This window comes from Micromonospora sp. M42 (genome assembly GCF_000568915.1).
Taxonomy (GTDB): domain Bacteria; phylum Actinomycetota; class Actinomycetes; order Mycobacteriales; family Micromonosporaceae; genus Micromonospora; species Micromonospora chalcea.
On sequence record NZ_KK037233.1, the window covers coordinates 3273755 to 3287890 of the forward strand.

A 14136-nucleotide genomic window follows, 5' to 3' on the forward strand; every position below is an offset into this window, starting at 1 on the left:
TCAGGGAGCCTCGACGCCGGAGATGCGGAACTTGTGCACCTCGGCGCCGAGGATCTCCGTCACCTGCTCGGCCTCCGGGCCGGAGCCCCGGAACGCCAGCAACTGCTCGTCGGACTCCCACCGCTCGTAGACGTTGATCCGGCCCGGCTCGACCAGGTCGGCGCTGACCGCGAAGTCCACGCAGCCGGGCGCGTCCCGGGCCGCGCGGACGGCAGCCTCGCAGGACGCCAGGTAGGCGTCCCGCCGGGCCGGATCGACGTAGAGGGTGCCGGCGACGATGAGCATGCCGGCCATCCTGCCACCCGCTCCCGGTCAGGACCGGGTGATCGCGTTGGCGTGGATCGCCTCGTTCAGGTACGCGGCCATCCCCGGCCGCAGCGCCTCGAAGTACGCGGTGAACCGCGGGTCCGCCACGTACATGTCGGCCAGGCCGGTGTGGATCTCGTACGAGCAGTCGTACCACCACTTGGTGATGAGCTGCCGGTGCTCCTCGGCCAGCGCCATCGCCTCCGGGCCGTCAGCCGGCGCGCCCGAGTCCATCAGCGCGGCGAACCGCCGCCCCCACTCCTCGTTCTCCGCCTTGTTGCGCAGCCAGTCCTCCTTCGAGTAGCGGCCCGCGCGCTCCTGCGACTGCCGGTACGCCTCGGTGCCACCCCAGCGCTGCTCGGCCTCCTCGGCGTGCTCGTCCGGGTCGAAGTCCCCGAACACCTCGAACCGCTCCTCCGGCGTCAACTGGATCCCCAACGTCCTCGCCTCCATCGCGTGTTCGATCGCCGCGACCATCTCCTGGAGCTTCCCGATCCGCCCGGACAGCAGCTCGTGCTGCCGGCGCAGGTGCGCCACCGGGTCGGCGTCCGGATCGTCCAGGATCTCGGCGATCTCCTCCAGCGGGAACCCCAGCTCCCGGTAGTAGCGGATGAGCTGCAACCGGTCCAGGTCCGCCTCGTCGTAGCGGCGGTAGCCCGCCGACGTGCGCCCGCTGGGCCGCAGCAGCCCGATCTCGTCGTAGTGGTGCAGCGTCCGGACCGTCACCCGGGCCGCCCGCGCCACCTGCCCCACCGTGTACGGCATGGTTCCCTCCCTTCCGCGACCAAGGCTGCCGCCTTCCGCTGCGTGAGGGTCAAGCCGGAAAACACGACGACGCCCCCGACCAGGATCGGCCGGGGGCGTCGTCGGTGCGGTCAGTTGGTGACCTTCTCCTTCTCCGGGGCGGCGAAGGTCGCGGTCGGCGGGGTGCGGAAGGCGTGCACCAGGCCGGCGGCGGAGAGCAGCAGGAGCAGGCCCGCGCCGAGGTACACGGCCAGGGCGCCCTGCTCGGCCTTGCGGCCGAACTCGCTGAAGCCGTACGAGGTGAGCAGCAGGCCGCGCAGCGTCTCGCCCTTGAACACGGTCTCCCGCTGGGCGGTCACCTCGGCGAGCTGCTTCTGCAGGTCGGCCAGGTTCGCGGCGTTGCTCTGCTCGGCCTGGGCCACCTGCTCACGAAGCGCGCTCTGCGGCTCGCCCAGGTCGGCGTAGGTCTTGCCGCCGGCCATGTTCTTCAGGTGCAGGCCGATGTACTCGTTGGCGTAGCACTCCGCCTGCTTGCCGGTGGTCATCTTCTGGCCGGCGTACTCGCGCAGGCAGTCCGACTTCTTCTCCTCGTCGGAGAGCTTGTCCGCCGGGGTGAAGGTGATGTTCTGCTCGCCGAGCTGGCTGCGTACGTAGTCGTTGGCGAAGTTGGCGTTCGTCGTCAGGACGACGCCGACGACGAGCAGCAGGACCGCCAGGCCCAGCCCACCGATGCTGAACAGCAGGTCGAGAGTCCGTCGCTTCATATCAAGCTCCCGTGTGGAGGGTGTGTTCGTCTTGTTGACGAGAACCATCATGGCGGTGCCGGACCGCCCGTGAGCAGGGTCGAACCCCCTGTCCCGTCCGGGACCTTCGGCCCCCGTGGACCCGGGCCGGTCAGCGGTCCGCGCCCGCCCCGGACAACGCGGGAAGCAGATCGGTCAGGGCGGCCGGGCGGCCGTACCGCCAGCCCTGGCCCTGCCGGCAGCCGATCGCGGTGACCGCCGCGTGCTGCGCGACCGTCTCCACCCCCTCGGCCACCACGGCCAGGTCGAACGCGCCGGCCAGCCGGTTCACCATCTCGACTGTGGCGTACGCGCGGCTGTCCCCGGCGTCCAGCCGGGACACGAACGACCTGTCGATCTTCAGCTCGGTGGCCGGGATGCGGTGCAGATAGCTCAGCGAGGAGTACCCGGTGCCGAAGTCGTCGATGGCGATGCGGATGCCGAGGTCACGCAGCTGGGACAGCCGGTCCAGCACCGCCTCGCTGCCCTCGATCAGCGCGGACTCGGTGAGTTCCAGGGTGAGCGCGCGGGGCGGCAGGCCGGCCGCGGCGACCGCGCCGGTGACGGTGGCGATCAGGTCGGGCCGGCACAGGTGGGCGGCGGCGATGTTGACCGCGACCGTCACCTCCGGCGCGTGCGCGCGCCAGGTCGCGGCGGCCCGGCACGCCTCGTGGATGACCCACCTGTCGATCGCCACGATCAGCCCGGTCTCCTCCGCCAGCGGCAGGAACCGGGCCGGGGTGAGCACGCCGAGGCGGGGATGCCGCCAGCGCACCAGCGCCTCGGCGCTGCGTACCGCGCCGGTGTCGAGGTCGACGATCGGCTGGAACTCCATCAGCAACTGGCCCTCGTCCACCGCCCGGCGCAGGTCGGCGATCAGCTCGGCGCGGCTGACCGCCGACTCGCGCAGTTGCGGCGTGCACGTGCGGTACGCGGCCTTGCCGGCTGCCTTCGCCGCGTACATGGCGATGTCGGCGTCGCGGAGCAGGTCGGTGTGCGAGGCGTGCTGCGGCCCGTACTCGGCGATGCCGATGCTCGCCGACGGGTGCACTCCCAGGTCCTCCTCGCCGGGCAGCGGCTCCAGCGCGGCCAGCAGCCGGATCGCGAGCCGCTCGGGCGGCACCGCGCGGTCCCCGGCGACCAGCACCGCGAACTCGTCGCCGCCCAGCCGCGCGATCATCCCGTCCGGGCCGACCGCGTCCCGCATGCGCTCCGCCGTGGCGGTGAGCAGCCGGTCCCCGGCAGCGTGCCCGAACCTGTCGTTCACCTGCTTGAAGCCGTCCAGGTCGAGCAGCACCACGGCGACCGGCCCGCCGGTGCGCAACGCCCGCCGCAGCCGCCGGACGAACGTCAGCCGGTTCGGCAGGCCGGTGAGCTGGTCGGAGTACGCGAGCCGGCGCAGCCGGCCGACCAGCCGCAGGTTCTCGTTCGCGGCCAGCCCCTGACGCAGCGCCAGTACGCCGAGCAGGGCCATCATGCCGACGAAGACCACGTGCGGGGTCTGCCCGCTGGGCCGCCGCGACAGCATGACCGCGACGATCGCGCCGCCCACCGGCAGGTACGGCAGCGCCACCCGCCACCACGGCGGCAGCGGTGACTCGACCACGTCGTCGTCGCCGTCCTCGTCGACCGGCGGCGGATAGCGGGTGGCCAGGCCGACCAGCAGGTAGCTCAGCGGCCAGCAGATGTCGACCGGGTGACCGGGCGTGTAGTTGCCGTGCGCGACCAGGGAGACGTAGACGGCGTCCGCGCCGGCCCGGATCGCCAGGCCCGCCCCGATCACGGTGAGCGCCCGCCACATCGGCCGGCCCGGACCGGCGACCGCCACCAGGATGGTGAGCTGCATCAGGTCGAACATCGGGTAGAGCAGGCCGAACGTACGCATCGGATCGGCCAGGCCGGCCTCGGTGATCTCCTGGAACACCACCACCCAGCCGATCGGGAGGAGGGCCAGCCCGACGATGACCCCGTCGAGCAGGGTGCGGGCCCGGCCGATCAGGCTGCGCGGGCCGGCGCGGAAACTGAGCAGGGCGGCGGTGCCGGTGACGATGCCGCCGGCGAACAGTCCGGCGACCAGCGGCGTGTGCGGCAGCCCGAGCCCGCCGAGACGTTCGACCGTCCACACCGTACGGCCGAGCGCGGCGAGGACCATGGTGACCGCGAGCAGCTCCCAGAACCGGCGTAGCGCGACCGGGTGGCGCCGCGCCGCGCCGACGCAGAGCACCGCCGCGAGGCTCGACACCGCCACCGCGCCGAGGTCGCTGACCAGCGCCGCGCCGGGCAGCCGGGCGACCAGCCAGGCCGTCTCCCCGAGTACGACGACGGCGGCCGCGACAAGTCCGACACGGCCGGCGAGCGGATGACGGGCCGGCGCAGCGGCGGCGAGGCTCACGTCGAGCTGGGGTACAACGATGCGCTCCGGCTCTCTTCCAGACGTGCACCCTCGACGCCGAGGGCAGGACGACGGACGGCGCAAGCCTAGTCAGCGCCGGGGGCCGCCGCCAGAGTCGACGGCTGTCGGTCAGCGGACCGTGACGGTCAGGACCAGTCCTCCGCCGGGGCCGGGTCCGGCGTTGCGGCGGCCGTGCCGGGCGGGCCGCCGTGCGTCCACGGCGTCTCCTCCGGCGCGGGGAACGCGCCACCCGGCAGGAAACCGTCGGAGAGGCTGGTCAGGCAGATCCGCTCGCCCACCTCTGGGACGCTGCCGGGCGGCGCGGTCAGCCCCCGGCCCATCCCGCCGGACAGTTCCAGCACCACCTCGGTCTTGCCGTCCGCGCCGGGCGTCACGAACACCACAGTCGCCTTCTGCGCCGGGCGCTGCGGCGAGTACAGCCTCGCGCCCACCGGCATCGGCACCGGCTCGGTGGTGACCACCTGGATGCGCGGGCGCAGCACCGGCCGTTTGCCGGAGTCGTCCACCCGCGCCGGGTCGGCGAGCGTCACCTCGCCGACGAACGCCTCACCGGACAGCCGGTGCTCGGCCATCACCAGCGGATCGTCGTAGGCGCGCTGCACCGCCCACGCGGTCGACGCCCGTTCCAGCCGCTGCAACCGCAGCGCCGCCGCCACCGCGCCGTCGCGCCGCGGCTGCGGGCCGCCCCCGGCGTCGACGTGCTCGGCGTGCGCGGTGAACGCGTCCCGGTCACCGGCCCACCGGCCGGCCACCCGAGCACCGGCCGGCAGCGTCCGCAGCAGGCCGACGCCGCGCCACATCAGCTCCCAGGTGGGCGCGAGCTGGTCGCGCAGCAGGCCGGCGAGCTCGTCGTACGCGGCCGCGCGGGCCGCCGGGTCGTCCCCGGCCCGGGTGTACGCCTCGATCGCCGGGGCGAGCCGGCGGTTGTCGAAGTCCGGGTCGGTGGCCGGCCCGGCCGGCGGGCAGTGTGCCGGGTCCTCGGCGCGGGCCGCCGCCTCGGCCCCGGTCAGCCCGGCCGGCGGGTCCAGCCAGCCCAGCACCGCCGGCAGATGCAGGTCCTCCACCACGCTCTGCCCGGTCGCCCAGTGCAGCGTCAGCGCCTCGGTCAACGCCAGCAGCGCCGACGAGCCGGGCTGCTCGGCACGCTCGGCGAAGAACGTCAGCCAGCGACCCAGCAGCGGCACCGACTGGTGCACCGGATAGTCGCCGTCGGTACGGCGGAACCGGGTCGAGCGCCCGAACAGCCGCAGGAACGTGATCCCGGCCGGGTTCGGCACCAGCAGTTGCGGCGCGTCGACGTACCGGTGGCGGACGTCGCGGCCCCGGTCCACCGGCACCGCCTCGGTCAGGTCACGGAACTCGTCCAGGTACGGCAGCACGATCGCGGCCAGCTCGGCGGCGAACGCGAACCGCTGGTCCCGGTTGCGCGGCTGCGGCACCACCAGCAGCCGGGCGTCGTCGGGCGCGGCGCCGACCATCGCGGCGAGCGGGGCGTTCGCCTCACCGGCGAGCGCGAGCGGCACCAGCACCAACGGCCGCTCCGACAGGTGCAGGTGCCGGACGGTGGCCACCGGCTGGGCCCGCCCGGAGGCGACCGCCTGCGCCCGGGCGAGCGCGCGCAGCGTACTCATGCGGTCTGCCCGGCGAGGGCGTCGGCGCGCAGGCGCGCGGCGGCCCGCAGCAGCGCGGCGGCCTCCGCCTGCCCCGGCTCGGGCGCGGCCGAACCCTCGGCGAGCGCCAGCACGTCGGCCACCTCCTCGACGCCGCCCAGCGCCTCGCGGACCGGCCGGCCCAGCGCGCCGGTCTGCCCGCGCGCCTCGTGCCGGCAGAAGTACGCCAGCTCGCACGCGGCCAGGCAATCAGGCGCGTAGCGGGCCGGCACCTCGTGCAGCGCGGCGGCGAGCGTCGCCGGATCGGCCGCCGGATCGACCGTGAACCCGGCCGGTACGGCGGCGAGCAGGTCCTCGACCCGGGCCATCCGGGCCAGCTGGCGGCGCAGCACCAGCAGCTGGCGGCGCACGTCGAGCAGGCTGGCCACCGGCTGGTTGGCGAAGTCGCGCGGGCAGACCAGCACCACCTCGTGCGACACCAGCTCCGGGTCGTGTCCCTCGGCGGCGAGCAGCTCGCGCAACGCCAGCACGTAGACGGCGGACTGGATCGCGGCGGCGGCGACCTTGCCCGGGTCGGCCTGCCCGTCGATCACCGGGAACGACTTGATCTCCACGACGTGGAACCGGCCCGCCAGCCGGGCGGCGACCAGATCCGGTTCCAGGTGCACCCGGGTACCCGCCACGTCCAGGCCGAGCAGCGGGTGGTCGAACAGCGCCGGGCCGTCGCCGCTCGCGGTGAGCGCCGCCCGGGACCGTTCCGGCCGGTCGTCGTCGGCGCCGAGGTCGGTCCAGGTCGCGCCCTCCGGGACGGGTACGCCGAGCCGCTCCGCGACCAGGCGCAGCAGTTCCTTCCCGCCGTCGGCCTTCACCTGCGCCTCGAACGCGTTGCCGCGGGTGATCGCGAAGCGGGACTGACCGAAGCGGGCCGGGAAGCCGAGTCGTTCGGCCAGCGCCGGCTTGTCCGCGCCCGCGCTGTCCAGCACGGCGCGGCGGGTGCAGCCGGGGTTGCCGGTCAGCGCGGCGATGGTACGGGCGTTGTGCCGCCGGGGCGGCCCACCACCCCTGATCCGTGCCAGCCGATCTTCCACCCGATGAAGTGTAAGGAAGGGCCCCTGTTAGTGAGTGTTTGAGATTCCGGCTCAGGTGTGGGTTGCCTGGGCCGGTTTCGTGTGTCGGGCCAGGCGGGTGACCATGACGTGGATCATGGCCCAGGTGACGAAGGCGGCGTGGCTTGTGGGTAGGTGTTCGTAGTCGCGGACGCAGCGGCGTTTCTTGCTGATCCAGGCGAAGGTGCGTTCGACGACCCAGCGTCGGGGCAGCACGACGAAGGTGTGTTGTCCGGGGAGTTTGTGGACCAGGTGCACGGTGAGGTCGAGGGCGTGGCGGGCCCAGGTGCTCAGGGTGCCGATGTAGCCGCCGTCTGCCCAGAGCAGGCGTAGGCGGGGGTGGAACAGCCGGGTGCGCCAGAGCAGGTCACGGGCGATGGTGCGGTCGTTGACGTGCGCGCCGGTGATCATGACGGCCAGGAGTAGGCCCATGGTGTCCACGACGATGTGGCGTTTACGGCCGTTGACCTTCTTCGCGACGTCGAAACCGCGGCTGTGTCGGGGCACGGTGTCCGCGGCGCGCACCGACTGAGAATCGATCGCTCCGGCGCTGGGATGCGCGTGCCGTCCGGCGGCGGTACGGCACTGCTCCCGCAACCGGTCGTGCAGACGCATCAACGTGTGGTCATCGCGCCATCGAGCGAGGGTGGAACAGCCGGGTGCGCCAGAGCAGGTCACGGGCGATGGTGCGGTCGTTGACGTGCGCGCCGGTGATCATGACGGCCAGGAGTAGGCCCATGGTGTCCACGACGATGTGGCGTTTACGGCCGTTGACCTTCTTCGCGACGTCGAAACCGCGGCTGTGTCGGGGCACGGTGTCCGCGGCGCGCACCGACTGAGAATCGATCGCTCCGGCGCTGGGATGCGCGTGCCGTCCGGCGGCGGTACGGCACTGCTCCCGCAACCGGTCGTGCAGACGCATCAACGTGTGGTCATCGCGCCATCGAGCGAACCACCAGTACACCGTCCCCGGGGGCGGGAACTCCCGCGGCAGGGCCCGCCACGGACAACCGGTGCAGGCCACATACAGGATCGCCGTGACGATTGCCCGCATCGGATGCGACGGCGGCCGCCCCCGCCGACCGACCGACACCGGCGTGACCAGCGGCGCGATCAACGCCCACTGCGCATCGGTCAGATCACTGGGATACCGCCGCCGCACCGCCCGTTCCCGTTCCCGCCGCACCCGCTGCGACGGATAACGGCGGGGCGACGCGGACGGCGTGACAGTGATCGGGTACAACGTCATCAGAAGGCCCTCGGTATGGAAACGGTTGGCTCGACACCACCGGACCTACCGAGGGCCTTCCCTCACCTCAACCCGACACGCCGCCGCACCCCAAATCTCAAACACTCACTTAACGCCTCCGGTAGAGGAAGGGCCCCTTATTAACACGGTGCGTCAGCGGTCGGCGGAACGGTTCCAGGGCGAGCGGGGCGACTGCGCGCCCGCGACCCGGCGACGCCGGCGGTGGTGCCGCCGCCCGGGGGTGCAGGGTGGACGGGCGGCGGAGTGCACCGGCGGGGCGACCGGAGCGGCCGGCTGCCGGCCGATCAGCCAGTAGAGGAAGCGGGTCACGGTCAGCCGACCGGGAGGCGCTCGGCCTCGGCGCGGGAGATGTCGTACTCGGCGCCGCAGAACGTGCACTGCTGTGCGTACCGGGTGCGCAGCGGGATCAGCGGGACGAAGAAGAGGCTGAACTTGGTGACCCGGCGAGTGATCACCTGGGCGGCCTGGTTGCCGCAGTTGCGGCAGACCTCGGTGACGACGCCGGACCGGACGACCTTGGTCCGCAGCCCGAAGATGAAGAACATCGCCCGGCATTACCCACCCGGGCGCCGTGTTAAAAGGGGCCCCCTCCTCTACCGGAGGCGTTAAGAGGGGGCCCTTCCTTACAGCCAGATCGGCTTCCAGTTGGGCACCTCGTGGAAGCGCCGCAGCTCGGCCCACCCGGCCACGTTCCCGCTCCACGCCGCGTACGGCGGGTTGCCCTCGTCGAAGCCGGACTGCACGAACGTCAGCTTCGTCCTGCCGTCGGACTCCGCCAGTTCCCAGGACGTCACGCCGACGGGCCCCCAGTCGATGGACAGCGCCCGCCCCGGCGTCACGTCGAACACCTTTGCGGCCTCACCGGCGTCGAGGCCGCCCATCGCGTACCGGCCGCCCTCCCAGGGCTCCACGCCGATGGGATAGCCGAACCAGGCGGTGACCTGCTCCGAGTCGGTGAGCGACGTCCACACCTTGTCCATCGGTGCGTCGATGACCACCTCGCCGCGCAGGTCGGCGGAGGTGAAGTCGGTACGCGGCAGCAGCGGCCGGCCGTCCAGGTGGTCGTTGAGGTGGGCGATCGCCAGGTACCAGTACGTCTGGAGCACGCCCCGGATGCTGCTGCCGCTCATCGCCTCCGCGTAGTCGAAGTGGCTCTGCCGCAGCGTGAGTATCGTGCCGTCGCCGTCGGGCTCCAGTTCGAACTCGGTGGTGGTCTCCACCCCGTCGAGCGTCCACGCGAAGCGCAGCGTCCGGTCGTCGACGTGCAGCAGCCGCTGGTGTGGCGCGTCGCCCTCGGGCGTGTAGCGGCCCCAGAACTCGTACCGCCGGGGCAGCTCGACCTCGGCGTGCTCGGCCAGCCAGACGCGCAGCTCGGCGGGGTCGGTCAGGGCTCGGCGGACGGTCGCCACGGGTGCGGCGAGGCGGGCGCGGATGGTCATCGGCTCACTCATGCTTGTCGCCTTTCGGGTAGCAGGCCACGGCGAGTTTGAAGGCGTCGCCCTCGGCGCCGCCGTAGCGCGTGAACAGGTCCTGCAGCGTCGTCTGCAGGTCGTGCAGGAACTCCTGCCGTCGATCGGCGGGCACCCGGATCTCGCCGGAGACGCCGACGGACGGCAGTTCGGGGGCGGCGCGGTCGAGCGCGGCGATGTCGGCCTGGACCTCTTCCATGAGGTCGAGCAGGTAGCCCAGGCTCAGCTCGTCGCGGGCGCGGCGGGCGCCGCCGATGCGGCCGACCAGGCGGGGCGAGAGCCAGTACGACCGGGCGGCGGCCTGGTAGATGCCCTCGGTGATGCCGCGCACCTGGCGCTGCGCCACCTGCTCGGCCAGCCCGGCCGCGACGAGCTGCTTGACGTGGTAGTAGACGCGCTGCGGCGTCTGCTCCAGCCGGGCCGCGACCTCGGTGCAGGTGCGGGGTTCGGCCAGTTGCCGCAGCACCTCGATGCGCTGCGGCTTGAGCAGGGCTTCGGCCTGCTCGCGCTGTTCCAGGTACAGGACGTCTCTCATGGCAAAATCAGTTTGTACGTACAAAACTTCTTTGTCAATGACTTCGACGAGAGGCCGCGCGGTCCGCGCGGCCTCTCGTCGGTACGACCGGTCAGGGCGTCCAGTCCGGACGCAGCGGGTACCCGTTCACCCCTTCCGGGCCGTTGTGCGTGGCGAGCACGTGGTGCAGCTGGATGCCGTTGCGCTCGAACGCCAGCCGGGAGCCGGCCATGTAGAGGCCCCACACCTTGGCGGTGCCCGGCCCGACCTCGCCGACGCAGAAGTCCCAGTGCTCGACCAGGTTGCGGCACCAGCCGGCGAGCGTCAGCGCGTAGTGCTGGCGCAGGTTCTCCTCGTGGTGCACCTCGAACCCGGCGTCGTGGATCTCGCTGATCAGCCGGCCCGGACCGGCCAGCTCGCCGTCCGGGAAGACGTACCTGTCGATGAACGCGCCGGAGCGGTGCGGCGCCCGGTTGTCGGCCCGGGTGATGCAGTGGTTGAGCAGCCGCCCGCCGGGCTTGAGCCGGGAGCGCAGCGCGCCGAAGTAGGCCGGGTAGTTGCGCACGCCGATGTGCTCGGTCAGCCCGATCGAGGAGATCGCGTCGAACTGCTCGTGCGGCGCGTCCCGGTAGTCGAGGTGGCGCACCTCCGCCAGCTCGCTCAGCCCCTCCCGCTCGATCGCGGCCCGCGCCCACTCGGCCTGAGCCTTCGACAGCGTCACACCGAGCGCCTTGACGCCGTACTCGCGGGCCGCGTGCCGGACCATGCCGCCCCAGCCGCAGCCGACGTCCAGCAGCCGCATCCCCGGCTTGAGCGCCAGCTTGCCCGCGACCAGGTCGTACTTGGCCCGCTGCGCCTCTTCGAGGGTGTCGCCAGGACTGCGGAAAACCGCGCAGGTGTACGTCATGGACGGCCCGAGCACCTTCTCGTAGAAGGCGTTCGACACGTCGTAGTGGTGCGAGATCGCGCTGCTGTCCCGGGTACGCGAGTGACGCAGCCCGGTCATCAGCCGCCGCCAGCGCGGGGCCGCCTCCTGCGGCGGGGGCGGCGGCGGACGCAGCCGTTCCCAGCCCAGCCCGCGGACCAGCGCGAGCGCCTCGCTCATCGCCGGGATCCGCAACGGCACCTCGTCCTTGATGACCCGCAGCGCCTCGTACGGGTCGCCCGGGTGCACACCCTCCAGCCCGAGGTCGCCGCTGACGTAGGCCCGGGCCATGCCCAGGTCGCCGGGCGCGGTGAGCAGGTAGGACAAGCCGCGCTCGGTGTGGATCGCCAGGGTGATGCCGGCGTCGGCCGGGCCCACCGCGCTGCCGTCGTAGCCGGTCACCCGGACGGGCAGGTCGCCGGTGGTGACCGCGCGGACCACGTCCGCGACTGTGGGTCCGGTACGCCGGCCGCCCGCCGGCGGGCCGGCCGGGGCGCTCGCCGCCCCCGGTGTTCGGTCGGTCAGACTCATGCTCGGGATACCGCCTTCTCGTACAGTCCGGTGAGTCGGTGGTCCGGGTCGTAGCGGTCCTTCACGGCGCGCCAGGTCTCCCCGCCGTAGAGCCGGTCGAACTCGCCCCGGTCGTAGTACGCGTCGGAGTAGAGCGACTTGTGACCGCCCACCTCCGACACCATGCGCTCGATCTGGCGGTTGACGTCCCCGTCGGCGGCGCCCGCCGCGATGGGCACGCTTCCCCAGAAGCCGATGTTCACATACGTTTCGCCCGGTCGGAGCGGATATAGCGGCCACGCCTTCGCCGACCCGGGGCCGGCGGGCTCGCGCAGCCGCAGCGGGCACAGCCACACCGGCGTCATGCCCACGTTCGCCGCGAACCAGCGCAGGAACTCGGGCGTGCGGTCCAGCGGGACCTCCACGTCCTGCACCACCCGTTCGCGGGCCGGGCGGCCCCGCCACCTGTCGACGCGCGCGGCCACCTGGTGCCGGTGCTCCAGCCGCACGATCCGGTGGTAGACGTCGCTGCGCCGGTAGCGCCGCGGCCACAGCCTCCGCACCACCGGGTGCTGCACCCCGAACGCCGCCGAACACCAGAACCAGTCGGTGTCCCAGCGCCAGAGATAGTCGTACGCGGTGAGCGTGTCCCGGGTGCGCCGGCGCAACGAGCGGTAGTAGATCTCCTGGCCGGTGTAGTCGGACGGACCGTCCTCGGCCTCGTCGGTGAACGTGCCGAGCACGAGGTACGCCTCGCCGGGGCTGAACATCACCCCGTCCATGGCGTCGACCGGCTCGCCGCCCCAGGCGCCCTTGGCCACCACCTCGCCGACCGCGTCGACCAGTTCCTCCAGCCGGGTGAACCGGATGTTGCGCAGCGCCATGTGACGGCGTACCGGTTGCAGCTCGATGCGCAGCCGGGTGGCGTAGCCGAGGCTGCCCAGCGAGTTGGGGAAGGCCCGGTGCAGCTCGGCGTGCTCGCCCCGGGGCCGGGTCGTGACGATCTCTCCCGAGCCGGTGAGCACGTCCATCTCCAGCACCGACTCGTGCGGCAGGCCGTTGCGGAAGGAGGTGGACTCGATGCCCAGCCCGGTCACCGCGCCGCCCAGCGTGATCGTGCGCAGCTGCGGCACGACAAGCGGCATCAGGCCGTGCGGCAGCGTCGCGTCGACCAGATCCTCGTAGGTGCACATGCCCTGCACGTCGGCGGTGCGGGCCGCCGGGTCGACGGAGAGCACGCCGGTCAGGCCGCTCACGTCCAGACCCGGGGTACGCGGTGCGGAACGTGGCCGGAAGAGGTTCGAGGTCTGCTTGGCCAGCCGTACGGGTTCCCCGGCGGGCACCGCGGCGTAGGAGCGCCGCAGCGTGTCCACCGCCCGTTCATGATCACGGACAGCGTGCATGAGATCACCTTACGCGCGGGTACGACAATTCGGGGGACGTCCACGATGGCCTCGCCGACTCACGGTCGGCGCGCGCGTTACCGTGACCGCCATGGCGAATCCCGCGCTGACCGCTCTCGACCACACCGGCCTGCCGTACCGGGTCATCCGGCACGGCCCGGTGGCGAGCCTCGCCGAGGCGGCCGCGGCGCGCGGCGTCGAGGTGCCGGACGTGGTCAAGACGATCGTGGTCCGCCGCGGCGAGGGCGACCTGCTGTTCGTGCTGACCCCCGGCGGCCGGGTGATCTCCTGGCCGAAGCTGCGCGCCCTGCTCGGTGTCAGCCGGCTGTCGATGCCGGACGCCGAGGCGGCGAAGGCCGCCACCGGGTACGCGCGCGGCACCATCACGCCGTTCGGCTCCACCACCGCCTGGCCGGTGGTCGCCGACGAGCGGCTGCGCGGCCGGGAGATCACGCTCGGCGCGGGCGAGCACGGCCTCGCCGTCGCCGTCGACGCGGACTCAGCGCTGGCCGCGCTCGGCGCGACTGTGGCCGACGTGACAGACGAGGAGCCGACGCGCTGAGCGGTGGCCGGTGGAGAGCCGGCGGCATAGCGTGGAGGACATGCCGAAAGCCGTCTGGAACGACCTCGTCGTCGCCGAGAGCGACGACACGGTGCTGGTCGAGGGCAACCACTACTTCCCCCGTACGGCCCTGCGCGAGGACCTGATCCGCCCCTCCGACACCCACACGGTCTGCCCGTGGAAGGGCACCGCCTCCTACTACACGCTCGAACACGGCGGCGTGACCAGCCCGGACGCCGTCTGGTACTACAGCGACCCGAAGCCGGAGGCGGAGATGGTCCGCGACCGGGTGGCGTTCTGGAAGGACGTCCGGGTCGTCGACTGAGTCACCGTGCCGCCGGGGTGACTGGCACCCGGCGGCCCCGGTGGGTCACCATGCTCCCATGGCCGACCCGCACTCCGACCCGTCCGGCACCGTCTACGGGGCCCGCCGCGCCCGTGGCGCCCGTGGTCTCCGGCTGCCGCAGAACCCGCTGATGCGAATCGGCGCTGGGGCGTCGGCGTGACCGGCGTACTCCTCGG

Annotated in this window: 16 protein-coding genes; 3 read left to right on the plus strand and 13 right to left on the minus strand. The window is 72.6% G+C overall.

The annotated features are described in order from the left end of the window. The 13 genes from MCBG_RS14770 to MCBG_RS14830 all read right to left on the minus strand — a co-directional run bounded on the left by MCBG_RS14770 (position 1) and on the right by MCBG_RS14830 (position 13052). Positions 1 to 285: a putative quinol monooxygenase gene (locus MCBG_RS14770; protein WP_013474158.1), complete on the minus strand. Its 285-nt coding sequence runs from the start codon at positions 283 to 285 to the stop codon at positions 1 to 3. Between the two features lie 27 nt (positions 286 to 312). After that, positions 313 to 1071 (minus strand): MerR family transcriptional regulator, encoded by a 759-nt coding sequence (locus MCBG_RS14775; protein WP_043326325.1) that lies wholly within the window; start codon positions 1069 to 1071, stop codon positions 313 to 315. A 110-nt stretch (positions 1072 to 1181) separates the two neighbouring features. Next, positions 1182 to 1814 (minus strand): hypothetical protein, encoded by a 633-nt coding sequence (locus MCBG_RS14780; protein WP_043326326.1) that lies wholly within the window; start codon positions 1812 to 1814, stop codon positions 1182 to 1184. Positions 1815 to 1944: 130 nt separating this feature from the next. Further along, a complete protein-coding gene (locus tag MCBG_RS14785; RefSeq protein ID WP_181373807.1) occupies positions 1945 to 4224 on the minus strand; it encodes a putative bifunctional diguanylate cyclase/phosphodiesterase in 2280 nt (759 codons plus the stop codon). Positions 4225 to 4370: 146 nt separating this feature from the next. Continuing rightward, on the minus strand, positions 4371 to 5876 hold the full coding sequence (locus MCBG_RS14790; RefSeq protein WP_043326328.1) for a hypothetical protein: 1506 nt from the start codon (positions 5874 to 5876) through the stop codon (positions 4371 to 4373). Next, positions 5873 to 6943: a hypothetical protein gene (locus tag MCBG_RS14795; protein WP_043326330.1), complete on the minus strand. Its 1071-nt coding sequence runs from the start codon at positions 6941 to 6943 to the stop codon at positions 5873 to 5875. The genes MCBG_RS14790 and MCBG_RS14795 overlap by 4 nt, the downstream gene beginning before the upstream one ends. 51 nt (positions 6944 to 6994) lie before the next feature. Then, positions 6995 to 7576: an IS5 family transposase gene (locus tag MCBG_RS14800; RefSeq protein ID WP_051611226.1), complete on the minus strand. Its 582-nt coding sequence runs from the start codon at positions 7574 to 7576 to the stop codon at positions 6995 to 6997. A 10-nt stretch (positions 7577 to 7586) separates the two neighbouring features. After that, positions 7587 to 8123, minus strand: coding sequence for an IS5 family transposase (locus MCBG_RS14805; RefSeq protein ID WP_369799363.1), 537 nt, complete (start codon positions 8121 to 8123; stop codon positions 7587 to 7589). A 419-nt stretch (positions 8124 to 8542) separates the two neighbouring features. After that, positions 8543 to 8776 (minus strand): zinc-ribbon domain-containing protein, encoded by a 234-nt coding sequence (locus tag MCBG_RS14810; protein ID WP_043326332.1) that lies wholly within the window; start codon positions 8774 to 8776, stop codon positions 8543 to 8545. 78 nt (positions 8777 to 8854) lie between these two features. Then, a complete protein-coding gene (locus MCBG_RS14815) occupies positions 8855 to 9682 on the minus strand; it encodes an SRPBCC family protein (RefSeq protein WP_043326334.1) in 828 nt (275 codons plus the stop codon). Next, a complete protein-coding gene (locus MCBG_RS14820; protein ID WP_043326336.1) occupies positions 9675 to 10235 on the minus strand; it encodes a winged helix-turn-helix domain-containing protein in 561 nt (186 codons plus the stop codon). Before MCBG_RS14820 ends, MCBG_RS14815 begins: the two co-directional genes overlap by 8 nt. A 91-nt stretch (positions 10236 to 10326) precedes the next feature. Beyond that, entirely contained in the window at positions 10327 to 11670 is a 1344-nt protein-coding gene (locus tag MCBG_RS14825) for a class I SAM-dependent methyltransferase (protein ID WP_043326338.1), read from the minus strand. Beyond that, on the minus strand, positions 11667 to 13052 hold the full coding sequence (locus MCBG_RS14830; protein WP_043326340.1) for an FAD-binding oxidoreductase: 1386 nt from the start codon (positions 13050 to 13052) through the stop codon (positions 11667 to 11669). Before MCBG_RS14830 ends, MCBG_RS14825 begins: the two co-directional genes overlap by 4 nt. Before the next feature lie 91 nt (positions 13053 to 13143). On the opposite strand from MCBG_RS14830, the gene MCBG_RS14835 reads away from it, so the two are divergent. The 3 genes from MCBG_RS14835 to MCBG_RS34790 are packed head-to-tail and all read left to right on the plus strand — an operon-like array spanning position 13144 to position 14120. After that, on the plus strand, positions 13144 to 13614 hold the full coding sequence (locus MCBG_RS14835) for an aminoacyl-tRNA deacylase (protein WP_043326342.1): 471 nt from the start codon (positions 13144 to 13146) through the stop codon (positions 13612 to 13614). 40 nt (positions 13615 to 13654) lie between these two features. Beyond that, positions 13655 to 13939, plus strand: coding sequence for a DUF427 domain-containing protein (locus tag MCBG_RS14840; RefSeq protein ID WP_043330617.1), 285 nt, complete (start codon positions 13655 to 13657; stop codon positions 13937 to 13939). 58 nt (positions 13940 to 13997) lie between these two features. Further along, positions 13998 to 14120, plus strand: coding sequence for a hypothetical protein (locus MCBG_RS34790; RefSeq protein WP_255358605.1), 123 nt, complete (start codon positions 13998 to 14000; stop codon positions 14118 to 14120). Positions 14121 to 14136 lie beyond the last annotated feature (16 nt).

Bases quoted from the DNA above. Each gene is read 5' to 3' on its own strand.
- MCBG_RS14825 (WP_043326338.1), bottom strand. From the start codon at position 11,670: ATGAGTCTGACCGACCGAACACCGGGGGCGGCGAGCGCCCCGGCCGGC.
- MCBG_RS14790 (WP_043326328.1), bottom strand. From the start codon at position 5,876: ATGAGTACGCTGCGCGCGCTCGCCCGGGCGCAGGCGGTCGCCTCCGGG.
- MCBG_RS14770 (WP_013474158.1), bottom strand. From the start codon at position 285: ATGCTCATCGTCGCCGGCACCCTCTACGTCGATCCGGCCCGGCGGGAC.
- MCBG_RS14780 (WP_043326326.1), bottom strand. From the start codon at position 1,814: ATGAAGCGACGGACTCTCGACCTGCTGTTCAGCATCGGTGGGCTGGGC.
- MCBG_RS14840 (WP_043330617.1), top strand. From the start codon at position 13,655: ATGCCGAAAGCCGTCTGGAACGACCTCGTCGTCGCCGAGAGCGACGAC.
- MCBG_RS14800 (WP_051611226.1), bottom strand. From the start codon at position 7,576: ATGCGTCTGCACGACCGGTTGCGGGAGCAGTGCCGTACCGCCGCCGGA.
- MCBG_RS14820 (WP_043326336.1), bottom strand. From the start codon at position 10,235: ATGAGAGACGTCCTGTACCTGGAACAGCGCGAGCAGGCCGAAGCCCTG.
- MCBG_RS34790 (WP_255358605.1), top strand. From the start codon at position 13,998: ATGGCCGACCCGCACTCCGACCCGTCCGGCACCGTCTACGGGGCCCGC.
- MCBG_RS14815 (WP_043326334.1), bottom strand. From the start codon at position 9,682: ATGAGTGAGCCGATGACCATCCGCGCCCGCCTCGCCGCACCCGTGGCG.
- MCBG_RS14775 (WP_043326325.1), bottom strand. From the start codon at position 1,071: ATGCCGTACACGGTGGGGCAGGTGGCGCGGGCGGCCCGGGTGACGGTC.
- MCBG_RS14835 (WP_043326342.1), top strand. From the start codon at position 13,144: ATGGCGAATCCCGCGCTGACCGCTCTCGACCACACCGGCCTGCCGTAC.
- MCBG_RS14830 (WP_043326340.1), bottom strand. From the start codon at position 13,052: ATGCACGCTGTCCGTGATCATGAACGGGCGGTGGACACGCTGCGGCGC.
- MCBG_RS14810 (WP_043326332.1), bottom strand. From the start codon at position 8,776: ATGTTCTTCATCTTCGGGCTGCGGACCAAGGTCGTCCGGTCCGGCGTC.